The organism is Psychromicrobium lacuslunae, from assembly GCF_000950575.1.
Lineage (GTDB): Bacteria > Actinomycetota > Actinomycetes > Actinomycetales > Micrococcaceae > Renibacterium > Renibacterium lacuslunae.
Window position 1 is genome coordinate 1,879,277 of sequence record NZ_CP011005.1, and the last position, 25,327, is coordinate 1,904,603.

At 57.3% G+C, this 25,327-nt stretch carries 24 protein-coding genes; 7 read left to right on the forward strand and 17 right to left on the reverse strand.

Annotation, left to right across the window (positions count from 1 at the left end; genetic code table 11):
- On the reverse strand, positions 1-1,680 hold the full coding sequence (locus UM93_RS08740; protein WP_045075045.1) for a peptide ABC transporter substrate-binding protein: 1,680 nt from the start codon (positions 1,678-1,680) through the stop codon (positions 1-3).
- Between the two features lie 183 nt (positions 1,681-1,863).
- On the opposite strand from UM93_RS08740, the gene UM93_RS17125 reads away from it, so the two are divergent.
- Positions 1,864-2,409 (forward strand): PH domain-containing protein, encoded by a 546-nt coding sequence (locus tag UM93_RS17125; RefSeq protein ID WP_052663694.1) that lies wholly within the window; start codon positions 1,864-1,866, stop codon positions 2,407-2,409.
- A gap of 33 nt (positions 2,410-2,442) precedes the next feature.
- On the opposite strand, the gene UM93_RS08750 is transcribed toward UM93_RS17125, so the two are convergent.
- The 3 genes from UM93_RS08750 to UM93_RS08760 are packed head-to-tail and all read right to left on the reverse strand — an operon-like array spanning position 2,443 to position 5,224.
- Positions 2,443-4,221 carry an ABC transporter family substrate-binding protein gene (locus tag UM93_RS08750; RefSeq protein WP_045075047.1) on the reverse strand — a complete coding sequence of 593 codons (1,779 nt, stop codon included), beginning with the start codon at positions 4,219-4,221 and terminating at the stop codon, positions 2,443-2,445.
- 44 nt (positions 4,222-4,265) lie between these two features.
- Positions 4,266-4,619: a hypothetical protein gene (locus UM93_RS08755; RefSeq protein ID WP_045075048.1), complete on the reverse strand. Its 354-nt coding sequence runs from the start codon at positions 4,617-4,619 to the stop codon at positions 4,266-4,268.
- A 56-nt stretch (positions 4,620-4,675) separates the two neighbouring features.
- Complete coding sequence (locus UM93_RS08760) at positions 4,676-5,224, reverse strand: GNAT family N-acetyltransferase (protein ID WP_045075050.1); 549 nt, start codon at positions 5,222-5,224, stop codon at positions 4,676-4,678.
- A gap of 354 nt (positions 5,225-5,578) precedes the next feature.
- Between UM93_RS08760 and UM93_RS08765 the strand changes: the two genes are divergently transcribed.
- Positions 5,579-6,673 (forward strand): type I restriction enzyme HsdR N-terminal domain-containing protein, encoded by a 1,095-nt coding sequence (locus tag UM93_RS08765; RefSeq protein WP_045075052.1) that lies wholly within the window; start codon positions 5,579-5,581, stop codon positions 6,671-6,673.
- A 163-nt stretch (positions 6,674-6,836) separates the two neighbouring features.
- On the opposite strand, the gene ychF is transcribed toward UM93_RS08765, so the two are convergent.
- A complete protein-coding gene (ychF, locus tag UM93_RS08770) occupies positions 6,837-7,922 on the reverse strand; it encodes a redox-regulated ATPase YchF (RefSeq protein ID WP_045075054.1) in 1,086 nt (361 codons plus the stop codon).
- Between the two features lie 148 nt (positions 7,923-8,070).
- On the opposite strand from ychF, the gene UM93_RS08775 reads away from it, so the two are divergent.
- Entirely contained in the window at positions 8,071-9,228 is a 1,158-nt protein-coding gene (locus tag UM93_RS08775; RefSeq protein WP_045075055.1) for a DNA recombination protein RmuC, read from the forward strand.
- Here UM93_RS08775 and UM93_RS08780 read toward each other — a convergent pair.
- Both UM93_RS08780 and UM93_RS08785 read right to left on the reverse strand, forming a co-directional pair.
- Positions 9,225-10,310 carry a 4-hydroxy-3-methylbut-2-enyl diphosphate reductase gene (locus UM93_RS08780; RefSeq protein WP_045075056.1) on the reverse strand — a complete coding sequence of 362 codons (1,086 nt, stop codon included), beginning with the start codon at positions 10,308-10,310 and terminating at the stop codon, positions 9,225-9,227. The genes UM93_RS08775 and UM93_RS08780 overlap by 4 nt on opposite strands.
- 32 nt (positions 10,311-10,342) lie before the next feature.
- Complete coding sequence (locus tag UM93_RS08785; protein WP_045075058.1) at positions 10,343-11,173, reverse strand: hypothetical protein; 831 nt, start codon at positions 11,171-11,173, stop codon at positions 10,343-10,345.
- Between the two features lie 156 nt (positions 11,174-11,329).
- Here UM93_RS08785 and xseA point away from each other — a divergent pair, with 156 nt between their 5' ends.
- A complete protein-coding gene (xseA, locus tag UM93_RS08790; RefSeq protein ID WP_045075059.1) occupies positions 11,330-12,601 on the forward strand; it encodes an exodeoxyribonuclease VII large subunit in 1,272 nt (423 codons plus the stop codon).
- Positions 12,602-12,645: 44 nt separating this feature from the next.
- Positions 12,646-12,888 carry an exodeoxyribonuclease VII small subunit gene (locus UM93_RS08795; protein ID WP_045075061.1) on the forward strand — a complete coding sequence of 81 codons (243 nt, stop codon included), beginning with the start codon at positions 12,646-12,648 and terminating at the stop codon, positions 12,886-12,888.
- A gap of 46 nt (positions 12,889-12,934) precedes the next feature.
- On the opposite strand, the gene UM93_RS08800 is transcribed toward UM93_RS08795, so the two are convergent.
- The 6 genes from UM93_RS08800 to UM93_RS08825 all read right to left on the reverse strand — a co-directional run bounded on the left by UM93_RS08800 (position 12,935) and on the right by UM93_RS08825 (position 18,694).
- The gene (locus UM93_RS08800; protein ID WP_045075063.1) at positions 12,935-13,789 is read right to left on the reverse strand and encodes a polyphosphate kinase 2 family protein; all 855 of its coding nucleotides are present in this window, start codon (positions 13,787-13,789) and stop codon (positions 12,935-12,937) included.
- A 70-nt stretch (positions 13,790-13,859) separates the two neighbouring features.
- On the reverse strand, positions 13,860-15,077 hold the full coding sequence (locus UM93_RS08805) for a pyridoxal phosphate-dependent aminotransferase (RefSeq protein ID WP_045075065.1): 1,218 nt from the start codon (positions 15,075-15,077) through the stop codon (positions 13,860-13,862).
- Positions 15,078-15,209: 132 nt separating this feature from the next.
- Positions 15,210-16,166 carry an ABC transporter substrate-binding protein gene (locus UM93_RS08810; RefSeq protein ID WP_045075067.1) on the reverse strand — a complete coding sequence of 319 codons (957 nt, stop codon included), beginning with the start codon at positions 16,164-16,166 and terminating at the stop codon, positions 15,210-15,212.
- A complete protein-coding gene (locus UM93_RS08815) occupies positions 16,163-16,939 on the reverse strand; it encodes an ABC transporter permease (RefSeq protein WP_234399276.1) in 777 nt (258 codons plus the stop codon). Before UM93_RS08815 ends, UM93_RS08810 begins: the two co-directional genes overlap by 4 nt.
- Positions 16,939-17,625: an ABC transporter permease gene (locus UM93_RS08820; RefSeq protein WP_045075068.1), complete on the reverse strand. Its 687-nt coding sequence runs from the start codon at positions 17,623-17,625 to the stop codon at positions 16,939-16,941. The genes UM93_RS08815 and UM93_RS08820 overlap by 1 nt, the downstream gene beginning before the upstream one ends.
- 1 nt (position 17,626) lies before the next feature.
- Complete coding sequence (locus tag UM93_RS08825) at positions 17,627-18,694, reverse strand: ABC transporter ATP-binding protein (protein ID WP_045075070.1); 1,068 nt, start codon at positions 18,692-18,694, stop codon at positions 17,627-17,629.
- A 283-nt stretch (positions 18,695-18,977) separates the two neighbouring features.
- On the opposite strand from UM93_RS08825, the gene UM93_RS17130 reads away from it, so the two are divergent.
- Entirely contained in the window at positions 18,978-19,973 is a 996-nt protein-coding gene (locus UM93_RS17130; protein ID WP_052663695.1) for a helix-turn-helix transcriptional regulator, read from the forward strand.
- Here UM93_RS17130 and UM93_RS08835 read toward each other — a convergent pair.
- Together UM93_RS08835 and UM93_RS17825 are read right to left on the reverse strand one after the other, a co-directional pair.
- Positions 19,957-20,592: a C39 family peptidase gene (locus UM93_RS08835; protein WP_045075071.1), complete on the reverse strand. Its 636-nt coding sequence runs from the start codon at positions 20,590-20,592 to the stop codon at positions 19,957-19,959. The genes UM93_RS17130 and UM93_RS08835 overlap by 17 nt on opposite strands.
- Before the next feature lie 71 nt (positions 20,593-20,663).
- A complete protein-coding gene (locus tag UM93_RS17825; RefSeq protein WP_199921736.1) occupies positions 20,664-21,635 on the reverse strand; it encodes a peptidoglycan-binding domain-containing protein in 972 nt (323 codons plus the stop codon).
- Positions 21,636-21,966: 331 nt separating this feature from the next.
- Here UM93_RS17825 and UM93_RS08845 point away from each other — a divergent pair, with 331 nt between their 5' ends.
- A complete protein-coding gene (locus tag UM93_RS08845) occupies positions 21,967-23,466 on the forward strand; it encodes an APC family permease (RefSeq protein WP_045075073.1) in 1,500 nt (499 codons plus the stop codon).
- A gap of 140 nt (positions 23,467-23,606) precedes the next feature.
- Here UM93_RS08845 and rsgA read toward each other — a convergent pair whose 3' ends face one another.
- Positions 23,607-24,677, reverse strand: a complete 1,071-nt coding sequence (rsgA, locus tag UM93_RS08850; protein WP_234399277.1) for a ribosome small subunit-dependent GTPase A — start codon at positions 24,675-24,677, stop codon at positions 23,607-23,609.
- Between the two features lie 162 nt (positions 24,678-24,839).
- Positions 24,840-25,304 carry an NUDIX hydrolase gene (locus UM93_RS08855; RefSeq protein ID WP_045075076.1) on the reverse strand — a complete coding sequence of 155 codons (465 nt, stop codon included), beginning with the start codon at positions 25,302-25,304 and terminating at the stop codon, positions 24,840-24,842.
- Positions 25,305-25,327 lie beyond the last annotated feature (23 nt).

Here is a 25,327-nt window from a genome sequence, read left to right on the forward strand (position 1 = left end):
CTAGCTCTTAACGATGTTGCTGTAGACGATGGCACCGCGCCAATCGAGCTCAACACCGCTGGCCTTGGTGCTCCAAACAGCTTGCTGGATCTGATCCCAGAGCGGAAGATTCGGCAAGTCCTTGAACAGGATGGCCTGTGCGTCGACGTACTTCTTCTTCGCCTCATCCGGGCTCTTAGCCGCAACCGCCTCCTTGAGCGTCTTGTCGAACTCGGGGTTCGAGTACTGCTCGTAGTTGGAGGAAGCGCCGGACTCGTACAGCGGCGCAAGGCCGTTGTAAATCGACGGGTAGTCCCACTGCCAGCCAGCACGAACCAGACCGGTCAACTTCTTGTTCTGACGGTCATCGAGCATCGCCGAGAACTGGGCGTAAGGCTTGCCTTCTGCAGCAATCTTCAGATTGGTCTTGAACTGGTTAGCAACCGCATCGATCCATTCCTTATTGCCAGCACCGCTGGTGTTGTAGGAAAGAGTCAATGGCTTGGAAGCATCCCACGGCTTGATCTTGTTCGCCTGAGCCCAGAGGTCCTGAGCCTTAGCTGCATCGAACTTCAGCAGGTCAGCGGCGCCCGGGATATTGGCGTCAAAGTTCTGCAGGCTGGGCGAAACGAACGCCACTGCCGGCGTACGGGTGCCGTTGAAGATCACCTTGCAGATCTCTTCGCGGTTGATCGCCAAGGAAAGCGCCTGACGACGCAACTTGCCTTCTTCGTCATTGCCGAAGCCAGGAACGTAGCTTGGGATATTCAGAGTTGAGTTCGCTGCTGATGCCTTCTCAGTATTGTGATCCGGCAGGTCGGTCTTATAGGTGGTCAGGTAGTTACCTGGCACACCGTCCATCACGTCCAAAGTGTCGCCTTGGATATCGGTGTAAGCCGAGTTCACGTCCGTGTAGAAGGTGAAAGTCACACCGCCGTTCTTCGGTTCACGCGGGCCCTTGTAGTCAGCGTTCTTCACCAGCGAGATGGACTTGTCATGCTGCCAGCCATCGGGGCCCATCTTGTACGGACCGTTGCCGACCGGCTTCTGGCCGTAGGTCTTGGGGTCCTTAATAGCAGCCGAAGGTAGCGGCATGAAGGCGCTGTAGCCCAAGCTCTCCGGGTAATCCGGATCGGGAGCCGAAAGCTTTACGGTGAAGGTCGAGTCGTCGACAACCTTCAGCCCGGTCATGGTCTGTGCCTTGGGAGCTGGCTTGGCGGCGTCCCCTTCGCCTTCAGTCGCGCTAACAGCGTCGTAGCCCTCGATGTTCGAGAAGAATGAGCTGTTGGACTGGATGCTGGTGCTCAAAGCGGCGAAATTCCAAGCATCAACGAAGCTCTTAGCGGTAACCGCCTCATCGTTGGTGAACTTGGTGCCGGTCTTGATCTTGATAGTCCAGTTCTGGTTATCAGTGCTATCGATCGACTCGGCGAGTTCGTTTTCCGCCGTGCCATCAGCCTTATAGCTACGCAAGCCCTGGAAAAGCTGTTCCACGACGCGGCCACCGAAAACTTCGTTGGTGTCGGCGGGCATCAGGGGCTTCTGGGGTTCGCCGCCATAGGCGGTGATAATGGCTTCTGGGTTGCCCTTGTTGTCTGTGCCGTTAGAGGAAGTACCCCCACCACCGCCGCCACAGGCTGTCAGGGCGAGCGCGGCGATGGCCGCGATGCCAATTGCTTTGGAAGTGCGCGAGAAACGCATTCCGCCTCCTTGATTGTTGTGCGAGGTTCCCGGGTTTGCCCCGGCAATATTCTTGCGCGCGAAGGTGACGCACGCAACAAACACTGGATACAGACTAATACCAGCGGCTCCACAACGGTAATTATGTGAGGTTTTCGTTAGCTAAAAGTTAGCTTCCAGCTGTGAATCTGCCACCATGGATCCATGTCCACTGAGCAATTTCGTCCGCGAAGCAGCAAAACCATGGCCATTGTGCTCTACTCGACTGCTGCTCTCGGGCTGCTGCTAATCTGCTTCAGCGGTCTTGTAATACGTGACATTTTACTTAGCATTCCGTTGCTACTGCTGCTTGGCTACTGCGGCTACTGGCTGTTCTGGCTGCCCACCGTAATGGTGACTAAAGACGGAACCACCATCGTCAATCCGGTTCGCACCATTAGCGTGCCATGGCAGGCTCTGAGGTCACTGGAGACCAAGTACTCGATGACGCTGCTTACCGAATCGGGAAAATACAGTGCCTGGGCAGCGCCATCCCCCGGGCCGATGAGCCGGAAAAGCGCTGAAACCGAAGTTGTGCAAGCGGTGCGGGCCAGCTGGGCTGCGGCGCGTAAGGAAAATAATTCTGCTCCCCCCGCTGGCACTGAAACACCAGTTGGAGCGGTCGTTCAATCCAGAGTTAATTGGCTGCAACTGGGCGTTGCACTCGGGCTGATCGCGGCCACGGCGTTCTGCTTCCTGCTGGTCAGGTAAGCACCCACATCTCCGTTCTAGCTCCGTGGAAGCCTAGGCTTTCTTCGCCCAATCCCATACGTTCCACCACGCTCCGACCGGCGTCGGGTTGTACTTTATGCCTTGCACCTTGCTGCTGAAGGCATTCAGACCGATGCCTTGGAACAGCGGCAGACCATAGGCGTCGTCCCAAATCAGTTTGTCGATCTGGATTTTGAGCTCGTCCTGTTTTGCCGCGTCGGAGTTGGTGATCAAGGTTTTCATCAATTCGTCGACCTTGGAATCGCTGAATCGATTGAAGTTACTCGGTCCCCCGGTTTTGAAGATTTGCGGGACATCGCTCACCCCCACACCCTCTTTACTCCAGCTGAAAATGGCCGCGTCATAAGAACTTCCGCCCAATGACTTCGACCAATCGGCGCCCGCCGGGCTCACGTCCACCAAGCGGATACCCGCCAAGGCCGCGGAATCGGCTATCTGCTTGAAAATATCCAGTCGACTCGGATTGTTCCGGTCGAAGAGCACCCGGATGGTGGGCTTATTGCCCTTGAGAAGTTTGATCGCGCCTTCAATATCGACCTGCTGAAAGTCGGCCGAGCCATTCGCTTTGACCGCATCGGCATATTTTTCTTGTGCTGGTACGAAAAGCTGCGAGTCCAGCGGCTTGGCGCCACTCTGCAAGGGGCCGATCAGCCGGTCGATGATCTCGGCACGTGGCACTGTCTTCAAAAATGCCAGCCTGGTGTCCTTGTCCGCAAAAACACCACTGAAATTCAGGTCCAGATGCTCGTAGGAAAGCTGTTCACCCTTGATCAGCGACACTCCGCTATTGACCATCGAGTCAATTTGATTGATGGCATCGGTCGAGGCGGCGGGCGCGATGATACTGACGTTGCCAGCCTTCAATGCTTCGGTCTGCTCCGAGGAGCCAGGCATGTATTTGACGTCGATTTGGTCCAAATGCGGTTCTGGCCCCCAGTCATAATCACGGTTTTTGACCAGGGTGATCGACTGGTCCGAGCCGACGCTCTTGACAATATATGGGCCGTTGGAGAGGAAAAGCGAGGTGTCGGTCGGCAGCTTGGTGGCGTCGAAGCCGTTATTCCAGAAGTCTGCAACCTTCTTCAAAACGGCATTAGGCGCCACCGGTGCCGTGGGGTTCCCCCGTGGAATTGAGGTAAACAAAGCGATCAGGGCGGCGGCGTCTTTTAGGCCAGCCTTTTGTGCCACCACATGCGAGGGCTCAGAAATATTAGGAAAGCCGAGAGCGGTTTCCCAGTCGGCAAAGGGCTGCGAGTATTTGATCGTGATGCTTCGGCCGTCGCTACCCACCTCAGGGAAGTCCGAAAGCGCTAAACCACTGGTGCCGCTAGCGAAGGAAAAGTAATTAGTGCCTTTGCCGAGGCTCTCACTCCGATCATCAAAGTATCCGGAGGCTACTACCCAGGCCAGCACCAGGTCATTGGCGTCCACCGGCGCGTCGTCGGACCACTTTACGCCGTTATTGACCGTGTATTTCACGGTCAACGGGGAATCAGAGAGCTTTTCGATCTTGCCGAACTTCTCATTCCGCACCACTTTGAGATTTTCATCCAGGTATCCGAAGCCGGAGTGGGTGGCATAAGAAATTTTGGCGTTAATGTCGACATTGGTATGCGCCGTCGAAGGATTGAAGCTGGTGAAACTATTGCCTTCAGCTACGCTCAAGGATCCGCCCTGGGCCACCGTGGTTTCCGGGCTGGGCAGATTGCTGGGCGCACCATCGCAAGCTGTCAAGGCCAGGACGGCGATAGCTGTCATTCCAAACGCTTCGACGATACGTCTGAAATGCATTCGTTCTCCTTCATTTGTCCGCCCAGCTCTGCCGGGCGGCTCACTCACGACCTGAATTCCGCAACCACTTCGATCTTGCCGACCATATTAGCGTTGAACGCATCCAGTTCCTCGGCAGGAATCCAATACTCCAAGATACTCGCCCCACCCACTTGGTGGATATCGAAGGTTTCGAGATATGAGCTGCGGACCTTAAAGCGAGTAACGAATCCGACGCCAGAGGCTTTGACATTCCAATCGCGAGCGATTCTCACTGCGTAGTCCTCGTTGAGAACGGGGTAGAAGATTGGCTGCTCAGGCAGGCGGGGAGGCCACGCAGTGAAGCCATTAGCTTCTAGTAGCGCCATCTCCTCCGGGCCGGTAGGTCGCCAGAGGGTGGTGAGATTTTCCACTGACATTGCTCCCCCATTCGGTATTTTGTGATGCGGCTACAGTCCACACGAAACTTGCCAATTCAGTTCGCCCATTCCCGCCTCAGCAAACCGTAGATCCAGGAGTCCGAGACATCACTGTTGACGATGCAATCCTCCCGTAAGGTGCCCTCACGGACGAAGCCCAGTTTCTCGAGTACCCGAGCCGAGGCGATGTTGCGGGTATCGGCCTCGGCTTGAACCCTGTTGAGGTCTAGGGTTTCGAAGGCCCATCCGAGCAGGGCGCGGGCCGCCTCGGTGGCGTAGCCGTGGCCCCAAGCGGCTTGATTAAGGCAGAAGCCCAGCGAGGCACTGCGAAAATCAGGATTCCAGCTGTTGAAGGTGCACCAACCGAGGAATTCCTGGTTGGTGTTGTGCTCTATCGCTACCCGTACACCTCCGCCATCCTCCGCCATCCGCAGGCAGCCTGCCATGAAACGGGCAATCGACGCCCGGTCCGTCCACGGCGGGGAATCCCAATAACGCAGCACAAAGCCATCACTTTGTAAGGCGAAAAGATCCTCACCGTCAGCGTCGTTGAAGGGCCGCAGGCGTAGTCTCTCGGTTTCCAGCGTCGGGGTGGTTAGAGGCATAACAGCATCATCGCATGGGGTTCGGGTGGGGGGCGGGTTTCTGAACCTGACGGATTGCCCTTCTCTAACAATGATGCTGACTCTCTAGGCGCTTCTATTATTCACCGCACCAGTTCACCGCGGAGACATGCTCGTGCGCGACCACGAAGAGCATCGGCCACGCAGGTTCCCGATCCGCCGATGCCTTTAAGAAACTAATGATTTCATAACGATAATCAGCAATGTTTTTGTCTTGGCAGTTTTGCTAGAAAGCCCCATCTATGGACTCAGATCCCAGAAATTCATTGAAACTTAGATCAACTTTGACGCATAACCGTGTTAGCGTCAAGGCATATTCGCATCTTAGGAGTGCACATGGAATTTAGCGACAGCCTTCGGGCGCTTGGAACGAAAATCAGTAACCAGGCTGAGGCCATCGGAACCGAGGAGGCAACGAAAAATGCCTTCGTCATGCCCTTTATTTCGTCGATACTTGGCTACGATGTCTTTGATCCGCTAGAAGTTGTACCAGAGTTTACCGCTGACGTCGGAACCAAACGTGGTGAAAAGATCGATTACGCGATCATGCGCGAAAGCGAAGTTCAGATTCTCATCGAGTGCAAGGCTTCGAGATCCGCTCTCTCGCTTGAGAATGCCTCACAGCTCTACCGATACTTTGGTGTCACTAACGCTAGGATCGCGGCCTTAACGAATGGCATAGTCTGGCAGTTTTACACCGATCTCGACGCACCCAATCGAATGGACTCGAAGCCTTTCTTGGTTTTCGACCTCAGCGATATCGATGAAGGACTCATCCCTGAAGTACAAAAGCTCAGCAAAGACAACTTCGATCTAGAATCGATCATCAGTACCGCCGAGGAGCTCAAGTATGTTGGTGCACTAAAAAGAGAGATCGCGGCCCAGTTTCGAGATCCCAGCGATGAGTTCGTACGCTTCGTCGCAACCCGCGTTTACGATGGCGTTTTCACTCAACGGGTTCGTGAACAGTTTTCCTTACTTGTCGGAAAGGCAGCGAAACAATTTCTCACGGATCAGGTCAATGACCGGTTGAAAGTCGCACTCGGCGCTGGAACCCAAGTGCCGATCAGTCAGCCTTCCTCGGAAACTTCCGTCGACAGCGGGGCTGTGGCGGAACGCGATTTAGATAGGGACACTGAGATCGAAACAACCCTTGAAGAACTTGAGGGTTACCAAATCGTGAAAGCCATCGCTTGTGCTGAGGTAAAACCACAACGAGTCACTCATCGTGACGCAAAGAGCTACTTCGCAATCCTTCTCGATGACAACAACCGGAAGCCCATCGCTCGTCTTCATTTTAATTCAGCACGCCAGAAGTATCTTGGTCTGTTCGATGAAGATAAGAACGAAACTCGGCATCCTATCGCTTCACTCGAAGAAATCTATCTCTTTGCCGATGAAATTCGGGGCGCCGTACGTCGATACATATAACGCGTTGAAGAATGACCCGCGCGCGTATGGTCTGCGATCGGCGCACTCATTACTGGGATCGACTCACTTTACAAAAATTCCACGTCCTAGTCGTTTTAAACTGACCCTGGCTTCGCGAACAAGCTAAAGTCAAGGCCAGTTTAAAGCGACTACCAGCCTTCGACTAAACGTTAAACCGGAACTCCACCACGTCGCCGTCGGCCATCACGTACTCTTTGCCTTCGATCCGGACCTTGCCCTTGGCCTTCGCCTCGGCCATCGATCCGGCTTCGATCAAATCTGCGAAGTGCACCACCTCGGCCTTGATGAAGCCGCGTTGGAAGTCGGTGTGAATAACTCCGGCGGCTTGCGGCGCAGTATCGCCCTGCCGGATGGTCCAGGCGCGCGCTTCTTTCGGGCCCGCGGTCAGATACGTTTGCAGTCCCAGCGTGTGAAAGCCGACCCGGGCGAGCTGATCCAACCCGGACTCCTCCTGGCCGTTCATCTCCAGCATCTCCCGAGCTTCCTCCTCGGAGAGTTCGACCAAATCAGCTTCTAGCTTGGCGTCCAGGAAAATGGCGTCAGCGGGGGCCACCAATTCACGCAGCTCGGCTTGCCGTTCCGGGCTGCCGAGCACCGCGTCGTCGACATTGAAAACGTAAATGAACGGCTTTGCGGTAAGCAGGCTCAGTTCTTTGAGGTAGCCAAGTTCCAGTTTGTCGCTGGTAATCGAGGAGAAAATAGTGTCGCCGCGCTCCAGCACTTGCTGCGCGGCCTGCACCGCAGCGAGCTCGGCGGCTTCCTTCTGCTTGAGCTTGACCGCTTTCTCCAGCCTGGGCAGGGCTTTCTCAATGGTTTGCAGGTCGGCCAGGATCAGCTCAGTATTGATCGTCTCCATATCGGAGCGCGGGTCAACCTTGCCGTCAACGTGCACCACATCGGGGTCGTCGAACACCCGGATCACCTGGGCAATCGCCTCGGCTTCACGAATATTTGCCAGGAACTGATTACCCAGACCCTCCCCCTCGCTGGCACCCTTCACAATGCCCGCAATGTCGACAAAGGACACCGTGGCCGGCAGAATCCTGGCCGAGCCAAAGACCTCAGCCAATTTACCGAGACGCTCGTCGGGCAGGTTCACCACGCCAACATTCGGCTCAATGGTCGCGAACGGGTAGTTCGCGGCGAGCACGTTATTGCGGGTGAGTGCGTTGAAAAGAGTTGATTTGCCGACGTTGGGCAGTCCGACAATGCCAATAGTAAGAGCCACGGGATACAAGTTTACGGCAGAGCCCCGCCGGTGAGGAACGAACCGGAAAGGAGCCTTGAGACTTGAGCGGTAACGGCACTTCCTACTGAGCGGCCCCACCGGTGCGTCCATTAGCGATCTTGTCAGTCCGCCATGCCAAGCTGAAAGCATGGATGGAATTCTGCTTGGCCTCTTGATTGGCCTCATCGTCGGTGCGCTCGGCTGTTACCTGCTGGCACGACGCCGTCAGCAGCAGTTGCAGGACGAGCTTGGCGATGCCGCTGAACGGCTCAGCGAGGCGAACGCCGCTTTAGCCGCCGCAGAGGCCGAGTCCAGGCTGCTCAGCGCGCAAAGTCAGCAGGACTCCTCGGTTCTCAAGGCGCTTCATCCGGTGGCCGAACGGCTCAGCGATGTGCAACGCCAAGTTGCTCTGCTGGAGCGGGACCGGGTGGAGCAGTATGGCCAGCTGGCGCAACAACTCCAGGACGCCAAAGCGGCCGATGCCTTGCTGCTGCAGACAACGCACTCGCTCGCCTCAACGCTGCGTTCCACCAGCGCGCGGGGCCGTTGGGGCGAGGTGCAATTACGTCGTGTGGTGGAGGCGGCTGGCTTGCTTTCCCACGTTGACTTCAGCGAGCAGGTACAACACAGCGGCGAGGAAGGCACCCAGCGCCCCGATATGGTGGTCCAGCTGCCCGCAGGAAAGGAATTGATCCTCGATGCCAAAGTGCCTTTGAGCGCCTTCCTGGAAGCCCAAGAAACCACCGATGAAGCGCTGGCCGCTAACGCGCTGCAAAGACACGCCAAGGCGGTACGCAGTCACGTCGATGCGCTCGCCGCTAAAAAATACTGGCATGGTTCGACGGCTAGTCCCGAGGTGGTGATCTGTTTCCTGCCTGCGGAGTCGATCCTCTCGGTGGCCCTGAATTCGGATGCCCAGCTCCTGGACTACTCGTTGAGCAAGGGAGTCGTTTTAGCTTCCCCGGTAAGTCTGCTCGCGGTATTGAAGGCGGTAGCTTTTTCCTGGCGACAGGACGTTTTGACTGAAAGTGCCCGGGAGCTTTTCGAGACCTCTAACCAGCTTTACGAACGACTCGCGAAGCTGGGTGAGCATGTCGAAAAACTGGGCGGTTCGATCAAGTCCTCAGTGGATAAATACAATGCGCTGGTCGGATCATTGGAAGGCCGGGTGCTACCGACAGCACGGAAACTCAACGCGCTCGACCCCGAAACGCTGTCCAGTCCGTCGCTGCTCAATACGCAACCCCGCTCATTGAGCGCACCAGAGCTACTAGAACGCGAAGAAACGCGTCACGGCGGGTCTTAGTTTGTTGGTCGTGCGCCCCGGCCGCCCAATACCCGAGAAGAATCTCCGGCCTGCTTGAGCGTGCTGCGCAACTCCTTGGGCAGCGAGAAGAGCAAATCTTCTTCGGCAGTGACCACTTCTTCGACCGCGCCATAGCCATAATCGGCCAGCAGCGCGAGCACGTCTTTGACGAGGACTTCGGGCACCGAGGCTCCTGAGGTGACGCCCACGGTGGCGACGCCCTCGAACCAGGACTCGTCGACCTGGTTGGCAAAGTCAACCCGGTACGAGGCTTTGGCTCCATACTCCAGGGCCACCTCGACAAGTCGAACCGAGTTCGAGGAGTTCGCCGAGCCAACCACGATCACCAGATCGGCTTGTGGGGCAATTTTCTTAATCGCCACCTGACGATTGGTAGTGGCGTAACAAATGTCATCGCTTGGCGGGTCTTGCAGAGTCGGGAAACGCTCCTTGAGCAGCCGAACCGTTTCCATCGTTTCATCGACACTCAAGGTGGTCTGCGAAAGCCAAATCACCTTCTCGGGGTCCCGCACGGTTACCTGATCAACCTCGTGCGGGCCATTAATGATTTGGATGTGCTCAGGGGCTTCACCCGAGGTGCCTTCCACCTCCTCGTGCCCTTCGTGCCCGATCAGCAAAATATCGAAATCGTCCCGGGCGAACCTCACCGCTTCTCGGTGCACCTTGGTGACCAGCGGGCAGGTGGCGTCGATGGTGCGTAGGCCGCGATCCGCAGCTGACTGCACGACGGCTGGAGAGACCCCGTGCGCTGAGAAAATAACTAGCGCTCCCTCGGGGACTTCGTCGTTCTCCTCGACGAAGATGGCTCCCTTGGCCTCGAGGGAAGAAACCACGTGCACGTTATGCACAATCTGCTTCCGCACATAAACCGGAGGTCCGTAGTGTTCCAGCGCCTTTTCGACCGCAATCACAGCCCGATCAACCCCCGCGCAATAACCCCGCGGCGCGGCCAGCAAAACCCGTTTTTCGCCCGCAACAGGTGCGGCGGCAGCGATTTCCTCAGGACTACGCCGCTTGCGCGGAATAGCTGGCATCGGTACTGATACTGCAGTGCTGGTCATCTCACCATTCTACGGCTCTGGGGCGATGACACTCAGCGTCGGCGGGCCGCCAACCGCCCAATAAGGCCGATCAGCAGCAGCGAGGCGGCAACAATCAGCCCGCAGAGAATCCAGAAATCAAAGCTACCACCGGCCGCAGCCACATACTCCTGTTTGAAAAGTTCAGCCACCGGATCAGCCGCTGTGGCATTGAGCACATTCTGCGAAAGCAGGCTGAGTGATAGCTTCCAGCCCGCCACCACCACCAGGCCGCCCAAGCCGATCAAGGCCAGGGTCGTTGACCGTCGGCGGGCAATCAGCAGCGCCAGGATTGCTGCTACCAGGGCACCTAAGGCAAGCCATATCCCCATCGAGACGAACTCTCGCAACTTGACTAAAGCTTCACGCTGACTGGGGGTTCCTAGGCTGATCAGCACCTGGCTTGGCGCCTTCAGCTGCTGGCCGAAACCGGCACCGAGTTTATTGAAGATCAACTGCATCAGAGGTGCCACATCAAGGTTCAAAGCACCCTGATCATTTGCATTGGCGGCCGGGTCAACCAGGGTTAGTTCGTGACTGCGACGCAGCGTCTCCGACCAGGCTGCTGGGTAGCCGGGGTCGGTGGTGATCGACTTGGTGACGTTCTCAATCAGCGGCTGAGCCATTGCGCTAAAGGCCGGGACGGCATCGAGCTTGGAGCTCATTGTCTTCGCAGTGGCGGTGGCCAGGGCCTGTTGGAACTTGGCGTCATTGCCCAAGGGAGTGGCCATCGCCAAAAAACCGTCCTGGTCGATCACCGTTCGATCAGCCCAGACCACCGGAACCGAAACACCCGCCAGAACTAAGGCCACAAGTGCGGCCGCGGCGGAAAAGAAGCTGCGCATATGTCTCCTGTTGATTGCTCGAGCCAACTTTAGCGAGAAGTCCTGTGCGATCGCCAAGAGAAGTCTGGAAGAAGCGCCGAGTTTGTCAGCGGTTTTCGATAGGCTGAGGATGCCCTGAGGTTTCCCATCTCAAAAAGAGTAACGAAAGGTAGGTTGATGAGCGAAGATTCCGTCGCAGCTCAGGCTCAGCCTAGCGGTATCCCCGCGACCGCCGCTGACACCAGCGCCGAACGGCCCTGGCCGCTACGTCTGCTCTCCGAGAAGCTCAAAGCTCATATTGACCGGGCTCCGGCGGCCTGGGTTGAGGGGCAGGTCATCGAGCTGAATCGTCGAGCGAATGTCAGCTACCTGACACTTCGGGACATCGACGCCGAAATCTCGTTGAGCGTCACTCTGTTCGGCTCAGCCTTGGATTCCGTGGTGCCGCCGCTAGAACGCGGCGCGCGCGTGGTGGCGCAACTCAAACCTGACTTCTGGATGAAGACCGGCCGACTGTCCATGCAAGGCAAGCAAATCCGGGCGGTTGGCCTCGGCGAGCTATTGGCCAGAATCGAGGCACTGAGGCAAGCTCTAGCCGCTGAAGGCCTTTTTGACCTTGATCGCAAGAAAAAGTTGCCATTGCTGCCACAGCGAATCGGTCTGATCACCGGGCGTGATTCCGACGCGATGAAGGACGTGCTACGAAACGCTGCCTTGCGCTGGCCCGCAGTTCAGTTCGAGGTCAGGGAGGTCGCGGTACAGGGCGTCAACTCGGTGGCCCAGGTGAGCGCAGCACTCGCCGAGCTCGACGCCGACCCGCAGATCGACGTCATTGTGATCGCCCGGGGTGGTGGCTCTCTTGAGGATCTGCTGGGCTTCAGCAATGAGTCCCTAGTACGCGCGGTGGCGGCAGCAAATACCCCGGTGGTCAGTGCGATTGGGCATGAAGCAGACCGCCCGCTGCTCGATGAGGTGGCTGATTTGCGCGCCTCGACCCCGACTGACGCCGCGAAGCGGATCGTACCGGATCTCGCTGAGGAGATGACCGGGGTCCGTCGGATGCGCAGCCAGCTAGCCCGTTCACTCGAACAGCTACTGCATCGGGAAAGTGACCGGTTAGCCCAGCTGCGTTCCCGGCCAGTGCTGGCCAATCCGGACGGTATGATCGCGGTGCGGCGCGAGGACGTGGATCGATTACGCGAACGCGGTTACGCCTCAATTGTCACGATGACGGCAAGACATCGCGATGCCTTAGGACATCTACTCGCTCAAGTCCGCTCGCTGTCACCCCAGAAGACGCTCGATCGCGGTTACGCAGTGGTGCAACTCGAGAACAACAAAGTACTGAGATCCGCTGACCAAGCACCGCCGGCGACTCAGTTGAAGATCCGGCTGGCGAACGGCATCATTGGCGCTCAGTCCACCGGCAACTTGGCCGAAAAATCTTGACCTCATCCCGCAAAAATCTTTAGACCGCAAAGGATCACACAGACATGACGACAAACAGCGAACTAGCCAAGCTGAGCTATGAGGAGGCCCGTGAGGAGCTGGTCACTGTGGTGGCCAAGCTCGAAGCTGGCGGTGCCAGTCTGGAGGACTCCCTCGCCCTGTGGGAACGAGGCGAGGCTCTAGCCGCACGCTGCGAAGAGTGGCTCAATGGCGTCCAAGAGCGCCTCGATGCGGTAAAAGCTAGCACTGCGGCAAGCGATGAGGCGCAAGCCGCTGAGCGAGACTAAAACGGGCAGCCCAGCAGCTAAGAGTGGCTTCGAGTTACCGCCTCAGCTAGGAAGCGGCTAATCGTTTCTTCTCAGTGGCCAGGTCAAAATCACCCTCTGGCCAGCGCAGCTTCATATTCTCAAGCGCATCAATGAGCAGTTCTTGAACCGCTAACCGGGCGTACCACTTCTTATCGGCAGGCACCACATACCAGGGAGCTACCTCGGTTGAGGTTTTATCGAAAGCCTTCTGGTAAGCCTCCATGTACTGCGGCCAAAAACCACGTTCGGTGAGATCCCCGGTGCTGTACTTCCATCGTTTCACCGGATCGGCCAGCCGTGCGCTCAGTCGTTCTTTCTGCGTTTCCGGGCTAATGTGCAGCATCACCTTGATCACGGCGGTGCCGTTCGCCACCAGGCCGGCTTCGAAGTCATTAATCGCCTGATAGCGTCGTTCCAGCTCGGTTTCATCGGCCCAATCATGAACGCGATGAATCAACACATCCTCATAGTGCGAGCGGTCAAAAACGCCCAGCATGCCTTCCCTCGGCAACTCTTTGGTGATCCGCCAGAGGAAGTCGTGCTGTTTTTCCTCGTCGGTGGGTGCCTTGAAAGCGTGCAGCTGCACGCCTTGCGGGTCAACTGCCCCCACCACATGGGAGACAATGCCGCCCTTACCAGCGGTGTCCATTGCTTGCAGGACGAGTAGTACGGACTTCGTGCTGCCGAACTTACTCTCCGCGAAAAGCTGTTCCTGCAGCACACCTAGCTGCCGGGCACGCTCGCTCAAGACCTGCTCGGCGTCGCGCTTCTTCCCGCTAAACCCGGGTGCTGCGGAAGTGTCGACACGGTCCAAGACGAAATCCTGGCCAACTGCTAGCAAAGTGCGAGGGCTCTTTTTAAAGCCGTGTTTTGAAGCCACAGCCAGCTCCTTTGTCTCAGGCGGGAACAATCATGATCAACCGTACTAGAAAGACCCCCAAAGTGCCCGGCTACGGCTTGTAATGACTGAGGAATTCGGCGATCCGACCAATTGCCTCTTCCAGGTCTCTGACATTGGGCAGCGTGACCAGACGGAAGTGATCGGTATTGATCCAGTTGAAACCACTGCCATGAGAAACCAGAATCTTCTGCTCTTGTAAAAGGTCGAGCACGAATTTCTCATCATTCTTGATCGGGTAGACCTCCGGATCGAGCCGCGGAAACAAGTACAACGCACCGTTGGCTTGCCGGGTCGATACCCCAGGAATCTCGTTGAGTAGCCGATAAGCAATATCTCGCTGTTCCCGCAGCCGTCCACCCGGCAGGATGAGATCGTTAATGCTCTGATAGCCGCCGAGCGCGGTCTGGATGGCGTGCTGGCCGGGCACATTAGCGCACAGTCTCATATTGGACAGTAAGTTAATGCCTTCCAAGTAATCGCTCGCCTTGCTCTTCGGCCCGGAAATTGCCATCCAGCCGGAACGATAACCGCACACCCGGTAAGCCTTTGACAGGCCGCTGAAGGTCAGGCAAAGCACGTCGTCTTGGCTGGCCAGTGCGGTGTTGTAATGCACAGCATCCTCGTACAAAATCTTCTCGTAAATCTCATCCGAGAACACCACCAGGTTGTGTTTGCGAGCCAGCTCCACCATTGCCTCGACGGTGGCCTGCGGGTAGACGGCGCCGGTCGGGTTATTCGGATTAATAATCACCAGACCCTTGGTGCGTGGCGTAATTTTCGCCTCAAGATCCTCCAGATCGGGCTGCCAGTCCTGCTCCTCATCGCAGAGATAATGCACCGGCTTACCGCCGGAAAGACTGACGCAGGCGGTCCACAGCGGATAATCCGGGGTGGGGATCAGCACTTCATCGCCGTCGTTCAACAGAGCCTGCAACGACATCTGGATCAGTTCGCTGACCCCATTACCCAGGTAAACGTCGTCGACGTGGATATTGTCGATGCCCCGGGTTTGGTAATACTGCACGACGGCGGTGCGAGCCGAGAAAATACCGCGTGAATCGCTATAGCCCTGCGCCTTGGGCAGGTGCCTGATCATATCGACCAGGATGGCGTCTGGCGCCTCAAAGCCGAAAGGTGCCGGATTTCCAATGTTCAGCTTCAGAATGCGATGCCCCTCCGCCTCAAGCTGTTGCGCTCGCTGCAGAATTGGGCCCCGGATGTCGTAACGGACGCTTGCAAGTTTCGAAGACTGAGTGAAATCTGACATTTCTCAAGAATCGCACACCAAGGCCCTCAACCGGCGGTTAAGCGACGAAAGGCACGCGGGCCAATAGCCAAAAAGTGGCGTTAGACCCGCGTGCCCTTCAGCTCAAAGAGACTACCTTGAACCGCGAACGCGTTACTTCACAATGCCCTTATCCTTCAGCCACTGCTGCGCAGCGTCCTTGGGCTCCAGCTTCTGATCACCCGAGATCTGACGGTTGAGATTAATCAGATCGTCGGTGGTCAATTGCTTTGAAACATTATTAAGGGCTTGCTTGGCAGCGTCGGAAAGCTTGCTCGACTTGTACAGCGGAATCACCTGCTGGGCGAGGAAGTTGTTCTTCGGATCGCTCAGCACCACCAGGTTATTGTCCTGGATGGCCGGGCTGGTGGTGAAGATATCGGCCACCTGCACCTGATCGCTGATCAGTGCCTTGACGGTCAACGGCCCGCCACCGTCCTTAATTGGCTGGAACTTCGACGGCACGCAGTTGTATTTGGCCTTCAAGCCCGGCAGCCCGTAGTCGCGGGTAGCGAACTCCGGCGGCGCGGCGAAGGTCAACTTATCGCAGACCTTCGCAAGGTCCTCCAAGGAGCTGAGCTGATATTTTTCTGCGGTCGCCTTAGTCACCACCATGGCGTCTTTGTCTTCCGCGGCGGCCGGATCCAACACGGCGAGACCGGAAGCGGAAAGCTTATCCGGCAAGGCCTTAACAATCGCGTCCTTATCGGAGAGAGTGTTCTTGGTGTCCAAGAAGCCCAAGAGGTTTCCGGTGTAGTCCGGAATCAGATCAATAGAGCCATCTTTGAGACCACCGACATAGGCTTCGCGCGAGCCGATATTCATTTTAGGCGTCACCGAAACGCCCGCGGCTTGCAGCGCACCAGCGTAGATCTCAGCAATGACCTGGCTTTCCGGGAAGTCAGCCGATCCCACGATCACCGAACCGGCAGCGCTACTGCCGCCGGAACCCGCAGTCGACGGATTGCTGAGCGGATTACCTCCGCAGGCAGTGAGAGTCAGCGCGGCAGCCATCAGTGCTCCCGCAGGGAGCAGGGCGCGCCTGGCGAAGGTCGAGCTAGCTAGCTTCATGAGGTTCCTCCTTGTACGCCGATGACTGAAGTGTCATTGGCAACTGTTTTCTCACTGCCCACAGTAGCGGCAGTGGGTCGTGCGGTGACCCTCAGTCCGGGAGAGACCGAGAATCGGGTCAATAAGGCCAAAAGTCCATCGATCACAATGGCCAGCACGGCGATCAGCACAGCGCCGCCAAACACCTGTCCATAATCATTGGAACTGACACCGTCAATCAAGTAACGGCCGAGTCCGCCGAGCGGTAAATAGGCGACCACCGCAACGGTAGCCAGGACTTGCAGCACCCCGCCGCGGAAGCCACCCAGCATGACTTTAAGGCCGTTGGGCACTTCCACGCCAAATAAGATCTGCCATTCGGTCATGCCCATGCTGCGCGCTGAGTCCACCACTGCTCTATCAACCGAGGAAATACCGGCGTAGACGCCGGTCAGAAGCGGCGGAATAGCTAGCAGCACCAGGGCCCAGATGGCCGGCATTAAACCGAGGGTGGAAAGTAAGGCGAAGAGCGTGATCATGCCGAGGGTGGGCAATGCGCGGAACATTGCGGCAAGCGAAACCACCACCACTCTGCCCCGACCGGTATGCCCTACGTAGAGGCCGATCGGCAGCGCGATCACCAGCGAAATCAGCAGGGTCAGCGCACCATAGCCAAGATGTTCCACCAAGCGGGTGGGAATTCCGTTCACACCTTCCCAGTTCTGTGCATCGCCCAGCCATTGAATGCCTTGACCGATCGGATCGGTGCTGGTGTAGTCGGTCATGCTCAGCATCAGCTCACCGCCTCTTCAAGTCGCGAAGCTTCGGTCTGCGGTTTAGTCGCCTTAGCGGCCCGCAGCCATGGTGTCAGCAGGCGTTGCAGTAAGACCAGAACCACATCCATCAGCACAGCCAGCACCAGAGTGCCGATAATGCCCACCCAGATCTCCACCAGAAAATCCCTTTGCAAGCCATCGGTGAAGTAGAAACCTAAGTTCTTCACACCGATCACCGCACCGACGCTGACCAGGGCGATATTGCTGACCGAGACCACCCGCAGCCCGGCGAATAACACCGGAATTGAGAGTGGTAGATCGACGGCGAAAAAGCGCGGGAAAGCCTTGTAACCAAGCGCCACCGCGGCCTGCCGAATATCGTTGTCCACCGAATTCAGCGCGTCTACCGTGGTGCGAACTAAAAGCGCCACCGCATAGATCGTCAGCGCCACAATCACATTGTTCTGATCCAGAATCTGAGTCCCTAGAATCACCGGCAACACAACGAAGAGCGCGAGCGAGGGGATGGTGTAAAGCAGGGATCCCAACGAGAGGATAATGCCTCGAGCGATCTTGCTCACCCGCGCGAGTTGCGCCAGCGGGATCGCGATAATCACCCCGAGGACCAATGGCAGCACCGACTGATAGAGGTGCAGCCCGGCATTAGCCAAAATGGCGCCGAAGTTGGCGATAAACCAAGCCATCTTAAGCCTCGCGCGCTATCCGAGCTTGTTCGATGGCATCAAGCACTTCTGGTGCCTTGACCACTCCGCTGACCGCGCCGTGCTCGTCAACGGTGACGCCGAGGCCCGCGGGCGAAGATAGCGCGGCATCGAGTGCCCGCCGCAGTGATTCATGCTCTTCGAAGAGGGAACCACCAGCGACTATCTCGCCCGGTCGGTTGGGAGAGAGCCAACCCAGCGGGTGTTTTTCCTCAGAGACCAGCAGTGTCCATTCGCTGACCGGCTGCTGCTGCTGGCTAGTGGCCACCGGGTGAACTTGCAGTTGCGTCCCTTCGCTGAAGGAGAGATGCCGAAAACCGCGGTCCCGCCCGACGAAGCCCGCGACAAAATCGTCCACCGGAGCACGCAGGATTTCCTCCGGCTTGGCGTACTGGGCGAGCCTGCCGCCTACCGCGAAAACCGCCACCTTATCGCCAAGAATGGTCGCCTCATCAATATCGTGAGTGACAAAGACGATGGTCTTCGCGAGATCCCGTTGCAGCCGCAACAGTTCCTCCTGCAATTCGGCCCGCACCACCGGATCAACTGCGCTAAACGGTTCGTCCATCAGCAGCACCGGCGGGTCAGCGGCAAGCGCCCTGGCCACTCCGACGCGTTGTTGCTGGCCACCGGAGAGTTGGCTCGGATAACGCTTCGCAAAAGATTGCGAGAGTCCGACGACGTCAAGAAGTTCATGCGCCCGAGCTCGAGCTTGCGATTTAGGCACCTTATTGAGTCTCAGCACGGTCTGCACATTGTCGATCACGGTGCGGTGCGGCAGCAGGCCGGAAGACTGCATGACATACCCCATTGAGCGACGCAGCGCCGGAGCGGGCACCCCAGAAATATCCTGCCCGTCGACGGTGATGGTGCCCTCGCTAGGCTCGACCATCCGATTGATCATTCGCAGTGATGTGGTCTTACCGCAACCGGAAGGACCAACGAAAACGGTGATACCGCCTTTGTCAATCGTCATCGAAAGGTTGTCCACGGCTGCCAAACCGCCCTGACCTGCCTGATAGCGCTTAGTAACAGAATCGAAAACTATCATCGGTTCAGGTGTTATTGCGGGTCGTGCTGGTGCCATGCTGGTCCCTCACTGTAGGTGGCGCCGTGGTAAACATCTGACGGTGTAGCTGGTTCTAACTTAGTCTGCCTCGGGAATGTTCCCTATCGGCTCGCACCGACGTTCTGTTGAGTCTAGTCAGGCCCGCTGACAATATGAAGAACCGGACATATTTCATTGCTTTTCGTTGCTTATGCTCGGCCTCGGGTAAGCCCCCAACGCGCAACCGTGCAATGACCAAATTGTCGCTCTGATTTACCATGGCAGCATGGGGGAGCCAAAACAACAGAGCCGATTTTCTGCCGAGACCATAGCACTTTTGAGATCCGCGGATCGACGGATCCGCTTGGCACCGCCCGGCGACCTTTTTGAGCTCTATGCCATCACTAGGCGAGCGATTGAAGCCCTGGCTAATATCGACACCTTCTACATTGGCATGTACCGAGATGAGCGCACCCTGGTAGTGCCTTACCGTTTCCATCGCGGACAATTACTGAGGCCGGAGATCTCCAAATTCGGTCGCCATGGCATTTCAACCTGGCTTCTCAACTCAGCGAAAACTTACCGGTTCTCCGATGACGGAGGCAGAATGCTGACAGTTGGCGTACGGTTCGGCGCCACAGAGGGGGTTCGTGACGGGGCTATGCTCCCTCTACTTGGCCCGAACCGGGAGGTGGTCGGCATGCTCTCGGTTGAATCCTCGGTTGCGGGCGTAATCACCGACGAAGTCGTGCTAGCGATGGAATGGCTAGCGAAGGCTTTAATGACAGTGGCGCAGCCCGCGACGGGCAATAAAGCGAATGTCGAACTCTATCGGGAGCATCCCGAACTGCAGAGCAGCCGGGTGGTTAACAGTCTGGATCTACTTCACGAGGCCACTTTGGTCTTCGACTCCTTACAATCCTCCCTCCATGGCCTGAGCAAGAAAATAGCTCGCCTCTCCAAAGCCCAGATCGCTGAAGAGCTCGACAATATCCGGATGCTCTGCTTGAAATCCTCAAGTGAGTTGGCTTCACAGGCGGTGCAGAAGCCACAGGACGAGGCAGACCCGCTGGCTACTCTGACCAGTCGTGAGTTGGAGATCGCCGAACTCATCGTCGAGGAATCCCTCTCCAACGCGGCCATAGCCCAGCGCCTGCTGATCTCTGAGAAGACCGTCAAAATCCATGTCAGCAATATTCTGCAGAAAATTGGGGTTTCTCGCCGAGATGGTATTGCTTGGGCGCTGGGCCGTGGCTCCGCGAAACTCAGAGATTCGGTATGACGTTTGATTGGTACGGGTAGTAGGAAGAAAACGCGCGGATGGCGCTCTCTGAAACGTAATGCACCACATTCGCCGAACTCGCTGAGACCGGGTCGAGAATCTTGTAACCCCGGCTGGAGTCGTAACCGGCGAGGAAGACGTAGTGGCCTACTCCGCTTGCCCCGGCGGTTAACCACTTAGCCCAGTTGAAGGCGGGAGTCGCCGCGTCGCCGCCGACGACCACGGCATGGCCCTGATGTGCCCAGTTAATAGCCTCATCGATTCCAGCAATATGCGAGCCCTTGCCGTAGTAGGCAAATCCGGCTTGAATCTGTGCCAACGTGGTGCCCCCCGAGCCCACTTTCTTCATCGCATCACGGCGCACAAGTTGGACCGCGGCGACCTTATCGGGCCAAGCGGCGGGTTTGATTCCTTTAGCTACCAAGGCCATCGTCACCGAAGTCGGACCGCAGTTGTAGGCCGCGTAAGCTCCGGTGGTGGACTGCATGATCGGCACTAATGCAGGCGTTACATATTCGGCCTGGGCTGGAGTTGCAGCCGCCACACCGACTGCCATTCCTGCCGCCGCAGCGCCAACAGCCAGTGTCGAGGTTTTAACAAAATGTCGTCTTGTCAGCATTTCTGCCTCCTTTTTGAGGTGTTGATTTTTTACGGTTGATACGGATTTTTTACGGTTGATACGACAGTGCTCTAGTGGAAATGCACCAGGATGTTCCAGACCGATAGGTCAACAGTGGTGCCGGCCGGCAATTTGTAATTACTGCGGAAGCTCTTCACTGTGTTCTGAGTTGCAGCCCCATAGCTACCATCCACGGTGATGGTGTAGCCGTGTGCCTTGAGTTCGGTCTGCAAAGCGGAGACCGCTTTGTTGTTTTGGCCGTAGCTGGGGTTAATAAGCACCGCAGGCCAGGTCTGAACGCCCACCACGCCGTCGGCGACCATTCCCTTGCTGGCCTGGAAACTCTTCACAGCGCTTTGAGTAGCGGCACCGAAGGAACCATCGATGGTCAGGGAGTAGCCCCGCTGCACCAGCATCGACTGGAGCACCTTGACCCTGGTAGACACCTCGCCGATCGAAGTCACCGGCCAGGCAAAGGAGTTCACCGGGCCACCATTATCCAAGGTGATCGAGCGGGAAATTAGTGAATTGGCAGTGCTCTGAGCTTGATCGTAGCGGGAGGGATAGGCCGAGCGCTGCACGCTTTGCGCCACCTGCCCGGCAGTCCATCCCGGGTTCTTCGCGGCATTGCTGATCGCCTGGTCTAGGAATTTATTGGCCGCGTAATTCACATCCATGCACTGGGCGACGGTGCCCCAGCCCTGACTCGGACGTTGCTGGAAGACACCGACCGAATCCGAATCGCCACAACCGAGGTTATTCGCATGCGATTCAACCCAGGCCGTTTCAAACATGGCCAGCCTCACCTTGCTGCTAATGCTCCGGCTGTCCCCAACCCGCTTGAGAGTGAGCAGCACACTGTCATTTGCCGTCGCCGGCACCGAGCAAACCTCGGCGGCCAGCGCTGTCGCTGGTAGGTGATCGCCAATAGCGGCTTGCTGCGCCACCGCTGGACTGATCGGACCGATGCTGAGTAACGCCCCAGTGGCAAGCACGGTACCAACGACGGCTGCCTGCCACCGGACTTTGGCTGAATTAGGCACCTCAATAACCTCCATAAGTGAAAGAATCTTCGGATAAAACTTCACGCTCTGCGGTTCAGAGTCGAACGCTCTTTCAATGTATGAAGCTTCGCTAACCTCTGCTATCGGCCCTAGACCTATTTTCGATTCGTCGAGACCTAGTACTCCCTTGGGTTTGCCCGATTGTCCGTGGGCTCAGGTCATGAATGGTCAGTAACGAGTTGAACGGCTAGTTTCCTTCCACGATATGAGACAGACCGCAAATGAACGTCAGCCATATTGCTGAGTGGCTAGGGTAGGTTGGTTGGCAGCCAAGCGAACGAACAACCCAGAATGGACACAAGGTAACGTAATGGGCCTGATGCGCACCAAGACAATTGAACAGTCGATAGCGGACTCCGCCGAGCCCGGTAGAACGCTCAAGAGGTCATTGAGCACCTGGGATCTCATGATCATGGGTGTCGCGGTCGCGGTTGGTGCCGGCATCTTCTCGGTTGGCGCGAAGGCAGCGGCACACAATGCCGGCCCAGCGGTAACTATCTCTTTCGTATTGGCTGCGATCACCTGCGCGGCCGCGATCATGTGCTACGCCGAATTTGCCACCGCCATTCCGGTGACCGGAAGCGCCTATGTTTTCACCTACGCCACGATGGGCGAAATCTTCGCCTGGATTGTCGGCTGGAACCTGATTCTGGAACTCCTGATGGCGGCCGCTGTAATCGCCAAATATTGGGGCGTTTATCTCTCCGATTTCCTCAAGGCGGTCAATATCAACCTGCCCGCCGAGATCCCGGTGGGACCGGTGACCATTTATTGGGGTCCAGCTATCGTCGTAGCGATCTTCACCGTGGTCCTGGTCCTCGGCACTAAGCTTTCTGCCCGGGTCAATAACATTGTCACGATCATCAAAATTGCTATTGTCTTGTTCGTTATCGTGGTGGGCTTCTTCTTCGTGAAGGCACAGAATTACATCCCCTTCGTGCCGCCCGCCGAGGACGCTCCGCAAACCACGACAAGTGCACTCACCCAGCCATTCATGTCTTTCCTCTCCGGCTCCTCCCCCGCCGTCTATGGTTTCACCGGGATCATCTCCGGTGCTGCTCTGGTGTTCTTCGCCTTTATCGGTTTCGACGTGGTGGCTACCAGCGCCGAAGAAGTCAAAAATCCGAAGAAGACCTTGCCCCGCGGCATCTTCGCGGGTCTAGCCGTGGTCGCCGTGCTCTATATCTTGGTTACCCTGGCGGTCACCGGTATGGTGCCTTACACCGAGCTCGCCAAGGCTGCCGATCCATCCCTGGCCACCGCCTTCCAACTCGTCGGCGCTGACTGGGCCGTGGTGATTATCTCGCTTGGCTCGCTGATCGGGCTCACCACGGTGATCATGGTGCTGTTGATGGGACTCTCTCGAGTGTCAATGGCAATGAGCCGTGATGGTCTGCTCCCCCGCGCACTCTCTCGCACCTCGGATAAGCGGGCCACCCCGGCGCATACCCAAATCATCTGCGGCATCGTGGTGGTGCTACTGGCCGGCTTCACCCCGATCGAATTGCTCAGTGAAATGATCAATATCGGCACCCTCTCCGCCTTCGTGATGGTCAGCATCGGCATCCTGGTACTACGGCGCAAGCGTCCGGATCTCAAGCCGGCCTTCCGGGTACCGCTCGGCCCGGTGATCCCGATTCTTTCGGCCCTGCTCTGCACCTACCTGATGTTCAACCTGGCCACCCAGACCTGGATTTTCTTCGCAGTCTGGTCGGTAGTGGGGCTGGCGATTTACTTCGCCTACGGTCGTTGGAACTCCCGACTGGCCCGGCAAGCCAAAGCCGAGAAGGAACCCGCGGTCGTAGACTGACATTTCTGATTCGACTGAACCTCCCCATTTTTTGTAGTCCCGCATCGCGAGCCCCCGCGTGGCGGCGAAGCCGACACGCGAAGCCTCGTGTCTAAGGGACGGAAAAATGGGGAGGTTCAGCCGGCCCGGGGCCGGACGGCTCAGCTCAGCTTCTCGGCTCGGGATTGGTCGCGGATCTTCTTGAAGGACTTGTAAGCCTTCCCAGCGGAGCGCGAATCGGCGCGGCGTAGGGCGGTGTCCTTACGCTTGGCCAGCCGAGCCATTTCGCGGCCCATCTTCTGATAACTCTCCCAGCGGCGGTGTTCCAAGGATCCGTTCTGCAAAGCTTCTTGCACGGCGCAACCCGGTTCAAAGCGATGCTGACAGTCGTTGAAACGGCAGTTCTCAAAGAGTCCTTCGATATCGCCGAAGACCTTGGCCATGCCATCACCGGCGTCAGCGACTTCGAAGCCCCTCACCCCCGGCGCGTCCATTAACACCGCTCCACCCGCGAGCGGGATCAACTCGCGAGAAGTGGTGGTGTGCTTGCCTTTGAAATCGCCGTCGCGAACTGCCCCCGTGTCCTGCTGCTGCGATCCGACCAGGGCATTGATCAGACTCGACTTCCCAGCGCCCGAGGGCCCCAGGAAGGTCAGCGTGCTACCGGGCGGCAGTTGTTCACGCAGCGCGTCAATACCATCGCCTTGCTCAGCGCTGGTCGTGATCACTTGGACGCCGGGAGCTTGCTCAATCACCGCAGCAACGACGTCATCGTTGCCATTCACGCCGTCTGCAAGATCTGCTTTAGTCAAGATCACCAGCGGCATCGCACCGGAGTCCCAGGCCGCGACCAACATGCGCTCCAAACGTCCGGGGGAATGCGGCCGATCAATCGGCACCACCACCCCGACGAAATCAATATTGGCAGCCAACACCTGGGACTCGGTGGAGAGATCGAAAGCGGCTTTGCGAACCAGCTGGGTCGAACGCGGCAGCACTGCACTGACCACTGTTTCGCCCGACTCATTGCTTGATAAGCCGAGCCAATCACCGGTGGCACAGGAGTGATTGGTTTTCACCAGCATTAGGCCTTGCGCAGTGATCACCTGCAGATGTTGCCGGTCCACCCGGACCACTCGGGCAGGCTCCAGATCGGGATAATCTTGAAATTGCTCGACAATTCTGCCGATAAAACCGTAAGAAATAAGCTCGTCAATTGACGAAGAATTCATCATAAACCTCGGGGGTTATGCCCCGAGTGGCTCGCTTTTTAGCGTCGCTCAGCAGTCGAGGCGGGAAGACAAAAACAGGATGAGTTTTTTGTGCCTGAGCACAGCAATAAATCATTCATGGTTATTGCCTCCCTTCCAGGCTCGTCGATCACTTGACAGAAACTATAGCGACAAATCTCTGAGCTTGCCATCCTCCGGCTTTTGTAACCACAGCTTTATTGCCACATCGACCAAGGCCACCCGGTTGAGCTTTGCCACCTCGCCCAGTGGAATCCAGGCAGCATGGGTGGTGGTGCCATTGACTTCGGCGGTCAGCTCGCCGCCTGTGATCGTTCCCTGGTAGAGGAATCGAAGGGATTGCAGCGGTAGCTCAGAGCCGTCCAAACGCTTCTCTGCTGGCCAGTAACCGACATCAACGCCGAGCATCCGATCAATCTGCGCATGGTAACCGGTCTCCTCAAAGACCTCACGAATCGCACCATCCACCGGATGCTCGCCCGGGTCCAGCCCACCACCGGGCATCGTCCAAGCTTGCTGGCCATGCTCAGACCAGTAGGCAAGTAAGATCTGTTCTTCACGAACGATCACTGCGTAAGCCGCCGGTCGGGTTTCGAAACTCAGAGCCATTTGGCCAGCCTAGGCCAGTTTCC